8 protein-coding genes and 1 tRNA gene are annotated in these 9,547 nt (G+C 38.8%); 4 read left to right on the top strand and 5 right to left on the bottom strand.

The annotated features are described in order from the left end of the window. The 3 genes from B2V92_RS15965 to B2V92_RS15955 all read right to left on the bottom strand — a co-directional run. Positions 1-521, bottom strand: a 521-nt coding sequence (locus B2V92_RS15965) for a PQQ-dependent sugar dehydrogenase (protein WP_293309906.1), incomplete at its 3' end; no start/stop codon positions are given. Positions 522-672: 151 nt separating this feature from the next. Next, on the bottom strand, positions 673-2,091 hold the full coding sequence (locus B2V92_RS15960) for a PQQ-dependent sugar dehydrogenase (RefSeq protein ID WP_293309904.1): 1,419 nt from the start codon (positions 2,089-2,091) through the stop codon (positions 673-675). Between the two features lie 70 nt (positions 2,092-2,161). Then, complete coding sequence (locus B2V92_RS15955) at positions 2,162-2,344, bottom strand: hypothetical protein (protein WP_293309902.1); 183 nt, start codon at positions 2,342-2,344, stop codon at positions 2,162-2,164. Between the two features lie 574 nt (positions 2,345-2,918). Here B2V92_RS15955 and B2V92_RS15950 point away from each other — a divergent pair. Further along, complete coding sequence (locus tag B2V92_RS15950; protein WP_293309900.1) at positions 2,919-3,695, top strand: AraC family transcriptional regulator; 777 nt, start codon at positions 2,919-2,921, stop codon at positions 3,693-3,695. Between the two features lie 437 nt (positions 3,696-4,132). On the opposite strand, the gene B2V92_RS15945 is transcribed toward B2V92_RS15950, so the two are convergent. Then, the gene (locus tag B2V92_RS15945; protein WP_293309898.1) at positions 4,133-5,401 is read right to left on the bottom strand and encodes an Hsp70 family protein; all 1,269 of its coding nucleotides are present in this window, start codon (positions 5,399-5,401) and stop codon (positions 4,133-4,135) included. Between the two features lie 76 nt (positions 5,402-5,477). Next, positions 5,478-7,571: an HRDC domain-containing protein gene (locus B2V92_RS15940; protein ID WP_293309896.1), complete on the bottom strand. Its 2,094-nt coding sequence runs from the start codon at positions 7,569-7,571 to the stop codon at positions 5,478-5,480. A 226-nt stretch (positions 7,572-7,797) separates the two neighbouring features. Between B2V92_RS15940 and B2V92_RS15935 the strand changes: the two genes are divergently transcribed. The 3 genes from B2V92_RS15935 to B2V92_RS15925 form a co-directional block, all read left to right on the top strand. Next, positions 7,798-7,871 (top strand) — tRNA-Ile (locus tag B2V92_RS15935). 452 nt (positions 7,872-8,323) lie between these two features. Continuing rightward, positions 8,324-9,073: an SDR family oxidoreductase gene (locus tag B2V92_RS15930; RefSeq protein WP_293309894.1), complete on the top strand. Its 750-nt coding sequence runs from the start codon at positions 8,324-8,326 to the stop codon at positions 9,071-9,073. A 55-nt stretch (positions 9,074-9,128) separates the two neighbouring features. Further along, a partial coding sequence (locus tag B2V92_RS15925; RefSeq protein WP_293309892.1) for an RNA polymerase sigma factor occupies positions 9,129-9,547 on the top strand: 419 nt, incomplete at its 3' end.

Raw genomic sequence — 9,547 nt, 5'->3', positions numbered from 1 at the left:
GTGTGGCAGCAGATTTCGCGTTGTGAGTAAAATTCTAAAATAATTTTCTCCGATTCTTTTACCACCTGATCGTTAACAAGCTTAAACCTCGATAAGCGGTTTACGGATTTATCAAAAGGACTGTAAAAAAGATAAATGTACTTGTTTACAGCAAATTTTGGGTCGGCAGCCATGCCCAATAAACCTTCTTCGGCATTTACATCGGGATTGCTGGTTTTAAAATAAACATCAAGCTTGCCGGCTTCCTTGATTTTTTTTGTGCTGTTTTTGTAAATCAATACTTCGCCCCGGCGTTGGGCCACCAGGATATCGAGGTTAGGGAGTACGGCCATTTCTGTTGGTTCGAAAAATTCTCCCTGCGCCAGGGTAGCTTTAACAAAGCGGTCCTGATCAGGCGTATCGATCCTGTTTTTGCCTGAAAAATCGAAAGTGTGTTTTTCGTAATTTTTTTTGGTTAGTGTGGTTGCCGAAATAAGTATACATGCAGTAGCAGATAACAATACGGTAAATGTTGTTTTCATCTATTTGGTTGAGGGATTTTCAATAAATATAGATGTTCGTTTTAAAACTTGAAGTATTGTATCAAAAATTATGTAAATTTTAACCGTATATGACAGGAATGCTGAATTAAATGACAAAATCGTTTAATATTTACCTGTCGTACATTTATTATCATCCTTTGGTGATTTCTAAAATATAATCAGCAAGTTTTTCAATATCTTTTTTGCTGATGGCCCCGTTCCAGGCAGGCATTCCTTTGTTTATAATACCCTTACTGATGTTGTTGATAATCGACTGCTTATCTGCACCATGCTTAAATTTTCCTCCTGAAAGGTTGTAAACTGTTTCGGTACCCTGTAGTTTATCGCCGTGGCACGATGCACACAATTGTTTAAAAATTGCTGCCGGACCTGTTTCTGTTTTTGAAGTTTGATTATTGGATAATATAGTTTGGGCTATCTGACCGTTTTCTGTACCTGATGGCCGCAATCTAAGGATCATATCGTAAGGCTTTTCCCCTTTGCTTTCAGGAAGATCAAAATTGGAGGTTGATATATAAAGATATCCGTCAGGACCCACAACTAAAGATCTGATCCTGCCATATTGTTTTTTCAGCAATACTTCCTGCTTAACAATTTTATTTTTATCCATTTCGATCCTTAAAATAGATTCTCCACGTAAACAGGCAACAAGTAAATTCCCTTTGAGCTGCGGAAAAGCATTGCCATGATAAAATACTGCTTCCGAAGGTCCGATAGAAGGTGTATATTCTAAAAACGGGGTAATCATTCCGGTTTTGGTTTCCTGATGGTGAATTACCGGCCATCCATAATTGCCCCCTTTTTTAATGATGTTAATTTCATCACCACCAGTAGGACCGTGTTCGGTAGCATAAAATTGATTTGTTTGTGGTTCGAAGGCGATGCCCTGTGGATTACGGTGTCCGTACGACCAGATTTCTTTATGGGCAGTATCATTTTTTACAAAGGGATTATCTGCCGGAATTTCTCCGTTAGCATTTAACCTCAATATTTTGCCATTGTAGGTTTTAAGATCCTGGGCAAGGATGGGCTGGTCAGCATCGCCTGTGCTGATGTATAATTTTTGGTCACGTCCGAAAGCCAATCTACAGCCGGTATGATTTCTTGCAGCCGGAATTTGTTCGATTAATGTTTTAGGATTGATCAGGGTATCATTTTTAAACTCATAACGTACTACTCTAAGCCATAAACTTTTATTGTCTCCATAATTATGGGCGATGTAAATAAAATGGTTCTTATTAAAATCAGGGTGGATTGCCATGCCCAATAAGCCAGTTTTGGTTTCTGCCTTTATATTGTTAACCTCTAAAACCGGTTTTTGCTGAAGTTTTCCATTGCGGTAAATACGCACCCGGCCGGGACGTTCGGTAAATAACATATCGTGGTTGGGTAAAAAAACGATTTGCCAGGGCACGGTAAGGTTGGTAGCCAGGGTGTCGACCTTAAAAAATACCCGCTCAGTACCGTCGGTATTTTTATACGAAAAACTGCTTATAAAGATAAAAGCGGTTATGAAGGCCAAGATCGAAATGTAGTTCCTTTTTATCATCTAATAAATCGTTTTACTACATAAATATAAAAGAAAATGTTGTAACCTGGTGATAATGAAGTTTTTTGGATTATTTGATCACGAGGATGGTTCCGTCGTTTTTTAATTTATAATAATATTGTTTTTCCTGCCGGCGGGTTAAAATTTCAATCTGGGTTACCTCGCCCTGCTTTCCGGTATCGTCTTTAATGGTATCGCCTTTTCTAATACCCTCCAGTTCTTCTTTACTGCTGTTTTTTGATAAGTATTTCATGTTTTGTTAGTTTAATGTCCATTAATTAACATCCTCAGCTTGTATATGTTTTAATTATAGATGGTTAGATCCGTCTTTCAGCCCGGTGATGGATTGATTGTGGCGTTAAATTACTTAAAATATGGCATTTTTACAACTTATAGTTGTTTTTATGTAGTTTTTAACTTATGTTAAGAACAACAGGTATTAGGACACGTTTCTAATGTGTTGAATAATTTACCCATTAAATTGTAGAAATTTATCTACAATAAATAGTGCATTTACATAAAGAAGTGATTTTTTGCTGTATTATATAACCGCAAACAAATAATACATTGTTTGGCATAATTTTTTGATAACAGATAAAGTAATTTGAATAAGGATGGAAGGTATTTTCGTTTGCAGAATAACCAATGGATCTGATGATTGAGCAGCAAATCTGATTAATTGCATCCAACAGTTGTTTTCCTGTTTTTAAAAGTGTTTTTTTATAATATTTGCACGCTGAAAAGTTTAGGTTGCCTAAAAATACTTAAGCTATTGTAACCTTATAGAACTATTTCAGTCATAGTGCTGTTTATCCTTTAAGTTTAATATGATACAATTAGAACCAATTAGTGGGGTTTTTAATAGGGAGCGTGCGCTGCAGGCAACATACCCGATGCGGATGTTGATCATTAAGCAGGCAGATGGTTTTTTGTGCATGAATTCTGGCGATTATGAACTGCGCGACAAAAGGATATTTTTTATCCCGGAGGAGGGGCTGGTTAGACTTGAAGGGCGTATTACATCGGGTTACTGGTTAAATTTTAGCAGTAAGCTTTATACGGAGTTTTTGCTCCAACATCTTGACCCATTGGCCAAAAATCTATTTTTGAATTTATCGTTCAGGGATTTAAGCCTTCAGGAGTCTATAAAAACCTATAGTTTGATCGATCAGCTTAAAAGGGAGATCAATGCAGAGCAGGATCTGCGTTTTCTGGCGCAGTACCTATCGCTTTTTCTTGGTTTTACCGCAGGATTAGATGGTTATCTGGCGGCATTAACATTAGATGAATTACAGCAGGTTTTGCGCTTTAAGGCTATTTTAGACCAGTATTATAGGGTAGAAAGATCTATCCAGTTTTATGCAGAGGGGATGGGGATGAGCGTTGGGAAATTGAATAAGTTTTTAGACCGTGTATTGGGCAAAAGTTTAACCGTGCTTATAAAAGACAGGATTATGCGTGAAGCGGAAGAACTTTTGATGCACAGCGATTTTTCTATCGACCAGATAGCTGGTATATTGGGCTTTGAGCAAACCGAAAATTTTACAAAAAGTTTTAAAAGGTATAAGGGGATATCGGTACTCCGGTTTAGTAAAATGGTATAAATAAAGATGAAAATTGGTGCGTCTGGCAAAAAAATGACCTTCTTATTTGATTTCATCTCTTCTAAAAACAGGCTTTCCGGTCCTCACCACATTAATTGCTTCAGCGCCTAACGCGTAAGGCTTTGCTCACTGGATCTATTATCAGCCGCACCAATTTTTCATTCTGCTAAATTATAAAATCTTGGGATAAAGTGAAAAAAAATCTCAATTCTGTTACAAATCTGTATTTACCTGTTTACATCGTTGTTTGTCAGTATTTAACCGTTTATTTAATGCATTATTGATCCTTTGATGTATATAAGAAGCTTAAACATAATAGGAATAAAGCTTAATTAAAAGATAATGCGACAAATTGTAATCATTTAATGTAGTATTTGTAATACATTCAGTTGTTGTCTGGTATTTTTAGCGTTTTAATTAAATCAGGATGCAATCTGTTAGTCTTCAAAAAGGTAACCGCTGTAAGCCAATCCCTTTGCCACGCTTTTAAAATTGTCGCCAGAGTTTAAAGGGATGTGTGGGAATTTGTTCTTAAAAAGGGTTTGTACTGCCGCAACCATCGATGTTCCTCCGGTTAAGAACAAACAGTCGATGTCCTGTGGATTGATTTTATAGGTTTCCATAAACTGATCGAGGTAGGTATCAATTCTGTTGATGTCTTTTTCGATGATGGCATTATATTGATCGAGTGAAATGTCTTCATTGATCTCAATTTCCATATTATGGTAATCAAAAGTAGAAACAGGCTGGTCTGACAGTTCGATTTTTGTTTTTTCAATCGATCTGAATAACGAATAACCCAGGTTATTTTCGATCAATGTGATGAGGTTTTTAAATTTTGGATCGTTTTTGGAATAATAATAATATTCTTCAATCTCTTTCTGGATTTTGAGGCCATTAAAGAAGTTCATTTTATCCCATGTGCAGATATTGGCAAAAAGCGATTTAGGTACATTTAACACTTTGCCTGGTGTAGCCTCGTACATGGTGTTTTTTCCGAAATATGGCGTTCCTTTATCCCACATAAAAGCAGAATCTAAACTGTCGCCACCGATGTAGATACCTCCCGAGGCAATCATGTCGTTTTTACGGTCTTTACTGCCTACTTTTTCAGGATCGAGGATGAGGTAGGTGAAATCGGTAGTACCTCCACCTAAATCGGCAACCAATACGCGTTCTTTCTTTTTAATGGTTTTTTCGTATGCAAAAGCTGCCCCAATAGGCTCAAACTGGAAGCGTACTTCGGTAAAACCGGCACTTTCTGCCGCTTTTTTTAGCCTGGTTTGTGCCAGTGTATCTTTCATGGTATTATCATCGTCAAAGAAAACCGGGCGACCGATAATGGCTTTCTGGCAATCTTCGCCGATAATTTTATCTGCTTTTTCCTTTAGGTCTTTAAGGATCAGGGTAACCAGATCCGAAGCGGTGTATCTTTTATTATGGATACGTGTTTCTGTAAAAGTGGTGCGCGAAAGAATCTGTTTGATTGATTTGATAAACCTGCCCTTCATGCCATCGCTTAGGTAGGCTTCGATTGCTTTTTCGCCAACAATATGGTTCTCGCCATCAATAATGCTTTTAACCTCTGTGAAATAGATTAAGGAAGGAATAGAAATGGTATCTATAATTTCTTTCTTTTCTTCGTCATAAATCGATAATGCCGAATTGGTTGTTCCAAAATCGATTCCGTATAAAAACTTACTCATGGTTAAACTTATTGTGAAATGTAGCTAAAAATGGGGCTGCGAAAGTATCAAAAAAAGGCTTAAGAAGCTAAAGTTTTTAAAATAATTCGCTTGTGCCCAAATGGGCATTAACAATGCGGGTAATCTGCTGGCCAAGTTCTTTTGCATTTCCTATACCCACACTTTTTATGGCGGCAAGCTGATCGGTAGTCCTTGGCATCCGCTCTGCTATAGCAAGTAGCGCAAGATCAGAAAGTACCGCATAATCCTGTGTTCCCCTTTGTGTGGCAATGGTTTTGCGCCACTCAATCAGATTCTTGTAAACCTGTAGATTGGATATTTCTTTTGGCTTTATACTCGATTTTACCTGCCTTTTTTCGGGCTGGCTATTGCCAGCTGCATGCAGGGCATTGATATAATCTTTAATGGAAAAAGGATTCCATGATATTTTAAATAGGGCCAGTTTGGTTTGAAGTGCATCTTTACAATCTTTCAATACCGTAAGTAACTTATCAGAATGGACGTCGTTATAAAAATTGATGGCTACAATTTTCGCCATCAGTGCAATTACCTGTTCGATTTTTGGGATGAAATAGTCTGAAGCTTTTTGCAAGCGCTCCATAAAAGCACCGGCATCGGCAGGGTTTTCGGAGGTACTTATTTTTGAATACTCCTTTGCAATGAAGTTTTTGGCTACTTTAAAAACTTCGTTCTGGAGGATCTGGTTACCCTGCTCATGTATAGACAAAAAAGCATTTTTTTCGTCCTTATCGATCAGCTTGGAACGGCCCAGCTTTTCCCAGTCTTTAGCTATGAGCGAAAAATCCAATAATTCATGGATCAGGCCCCAGGCATACTGCTGGCTATATTGCTCCAGTAATTGTGGGGTGGGTTTATCCTGATGGCTGGCTTTGGTAAAGCTGATTACTTTGGCATCGGTAATGATATTTTCGGCAGCTACGGGCGATTTTAGGATCAATCCCTCCAAACTTCTGCAACGGCTTAATGCCACGTAGGCCTGTCCGTGGGTAAAAGCAGTGCTTACATCAACAATGGCATGATCGAAGGTTAATCCCTGGCTTTTATGCACGGTGATGGCCCAGGCCAGTTTAAATGGATACTGGGAGAATGAACCTGTACTGGTTTCGTCGATTTTATTATCTTCATCACTAAGGCTGTATTTTACATTCTGCCAAATCTCTTTCTCGACTTCAATCTCTTTACCATCGCCAGAAAAAGCAACTTTTATCGAATCTTGATCGATTGCTGTAATTTTTGCTGCTTTTCCATTATAATATTGTCTTTTGCCCGAAGAGTCGTTTTTAATGAAGATTACCTGCGCTCCCAGTTTTAACTGAAGTTTCTCATCAGTAGGGTAAGCATCTTTAGGAAAATCGCCACTGATCTGGGCATCGAAATCAAACATTTCGCCCTCCAGTTTCTCCAAACAGCCCTGGTTAATTTCATTTACCAACTGATTATGCGTGGTAAGCGTAATGTAATCGTCTTTCCATTCCTGATCCAAAGATGGATCGTAACGTTCGTTGAGTTTTGCAAGCAGGTGGGTATCGAGGGTATTTTCGCGCATACCGTTCAGGATATCCAGAAAAATAGGGTCTGATTGACGGTAAACTTTATCGAGCATAAAGGTAACCATCGGTGTGGAACGGAAAATAATGCTGTCGAAAAAATATGGACTCGAATAGTATGCGCCAAGGATATGCCAGGCATCATGAAAAATAGGGGATAACTGGTAGAGATCGCCAATCATCAAAACCTGAACGCCCCCGAACGGACGGTTTGATCCTTTAACGCGTTTTAAAGTGCGATCGATAAAATCAATTATATCAACGCGAACCATACTGATCTCATCGATGATCAAGAGATCGAGACAACGCAATAACCTTGTTTTTTCGTCTGAATACTTGAAATTGGTTTCTGCACTTTCATCAACAACAGGAACCAGTGGGCCAAACGGAATCTGGAAAAAGGAGTGAAGGGTTACACCGCCGGCATTTATTGCCGCAACAGCAGTAGGTGCTACAACTGCAAAATTCTTTTTAGTGGTATCCCTGATCTTGCGCAGCAGGGTTGTTTTTCCTGTTCCTGCTTTACCGGTTAAAAAAACCGGCTGATTGGTTGTGGCTAAAAAATCTAAAAGAAGTTGGTTATCCGGATCGGGCGTATTCATATCAGTTACAAAAATAACCTATTCAGTATTGATTTCAGGACAGGGGAATAAGCGTTTTATCCACATTTTGAAAAGGAAGGCAGCTGATGTTCAAAATAAAAAATAAGATTAAGCGGTTGAAAATGAGTTTATATTCTGTTTTTAGTTAAAAAATGCCAAAAACATTTTCGAAAATTCAATTCAAATTTGTAACATTGCACTCGCAAAAAAGGAATGCCTTTTTTCCGGGCCTATAGCTCAGCTGGTTAGAGTAGAAGACTCATAATCTTTTGGTCCCTGGTTCGAGCCCAGGTGGGCCCACTGACAATTAAGCACTTAGATGAAAATCTAGGTGCTTTTTTGGTTTTGGTACGAAATAGGTACGAGAAAATTAGCTGCGAGCGTTCTTGATTAATTTATTTCGAGTTTGTTAATTTTATTTGGAAGTTTAAATTCTATCCTTAACTGGGGATTTTGCTAAAAGTGTGCAGTGATTCTCATTCCAAACTAAACACCCCGTTTTTTACCATTTGGTCTTGATGATATCCTAAAGACTGACCCAAATATATCCAATCCGTACAAATCTGACCTGGTCATTTTTAAAACAGTATTTAAAGGACTCACATTTCTGAAGGAGACGAGATCATTACCTCCGGAATGGAATACATTACCAACTTGATAAGTATATTATAACACGGCTGACTTTTGTAACACGGCTATTTTTTGACTGTCCATATTATAGTAACAATAAGGTTGCTATTAAACTTTTAATAATGGACAAATTAAAAAACAAAGTTGCCGTGATCACAGGCGGTAGCAGCGGAATCGGTTTAGCGACAGCAAAAGAATTTATTGCAAACGGTGCAAAGGTTGTCATTTTCGGGCGCAACAGGCAGTTACTAAACGAAGCGACACAAGAATTAGGTTCTATGAGTTACGCAGTCCAGGGCGATGTGAATAATCTTTCCGATTTAGAAAAATTATATAGCAAAACAAAATCAAAATTTGGCGGAATAGATATTGTCTTCGTAAATGTGGGACAGGGAAAACTGGCCCCGATTGCCGAAACATCAGAGCGTTTTTTTGACGAGATGATCAGTGTCAACCTGAAAGGGGCGTATTTCTCCCTGCAAAAGGCCATTGCACACCTGAACCCGAAAGCTTCTGTCATTATCACCACCTCCTGGTTAAATGAAATCGGTTTTGGCGGCAGCAGTTTATTGAGTGCGAGTAAGGCAGCACTCCGTTCGGTTGTACGCGTTGCAGGTGCCGAACTTGCTGCACAGGGCATAAGGGTAAATGCGGTAAGCCCGGGACCGATAGGAACACCTTTTTGGGGTAAAATCGGATTGCCAGAAGATGTTCTACAAGGTGCTGCAGAAGCAATAACAAATCAGACAGCACTAAAGCGGTTTGGACAACCCGAAGAAGTGGCAAAAGCAGTATTATTCCTTGCCTGCGATGATTCATCGTATATTACAGGACATGAAATAGCTGTAGATGGTGGTATAAACCAAATTTAACCTATAAATTAGGCCAACAGTAAACTTTACAGTTTGCAGTTGGCTTCCCCAGATTATGGAAAATCCCTTTCAAACCAATTATGCTGACCAGGTGGATACGGACTTGGTAAAACTGGCGGTTAGTGGCGATAAAAAAGCATTACAGCATCTGATCACCAGGCACCAGGTATTCATTTATAATCTTGCCCTGAAAATGACAAAAAGTGTTGAAGATGCGGAAGACTTAACACAGGAGGTATTTATCAAGGCCGTTACGGCCCTGGCAAAATTTGAGGGCAAGAGTAAATTCAGGACCTGGCTGTACCGGATTACCGTAAACCATTTTCTGAATACCAAAAAAAGCAGGGCCAGATTCCAGACAATAGACTTTGAAACCTACTTCGATTCAATTGATAAAATCCCCAACCACATCCTGACAACGGATGAGCAGAACGATCTTGCAGGCTCAATAGAGGAAATCAGGATAAACTGCAC

The sequence above is a fragment of the Pedobacter sp. UBA5917 genome (assembly GCF_002432345.1).
In the GTDB taxonomy this organism is placed as follows: Bacteria; Bacteroidota; Bacteroidia; order Sphingobacteriales; family Sphingobacteriaceae; genus Pedobacter.
The sequence above is the reverse complement of the archived record's forward strand: the minus strand, read 5'-3'. Positions and strand labels throughout refer to the sequence as shown.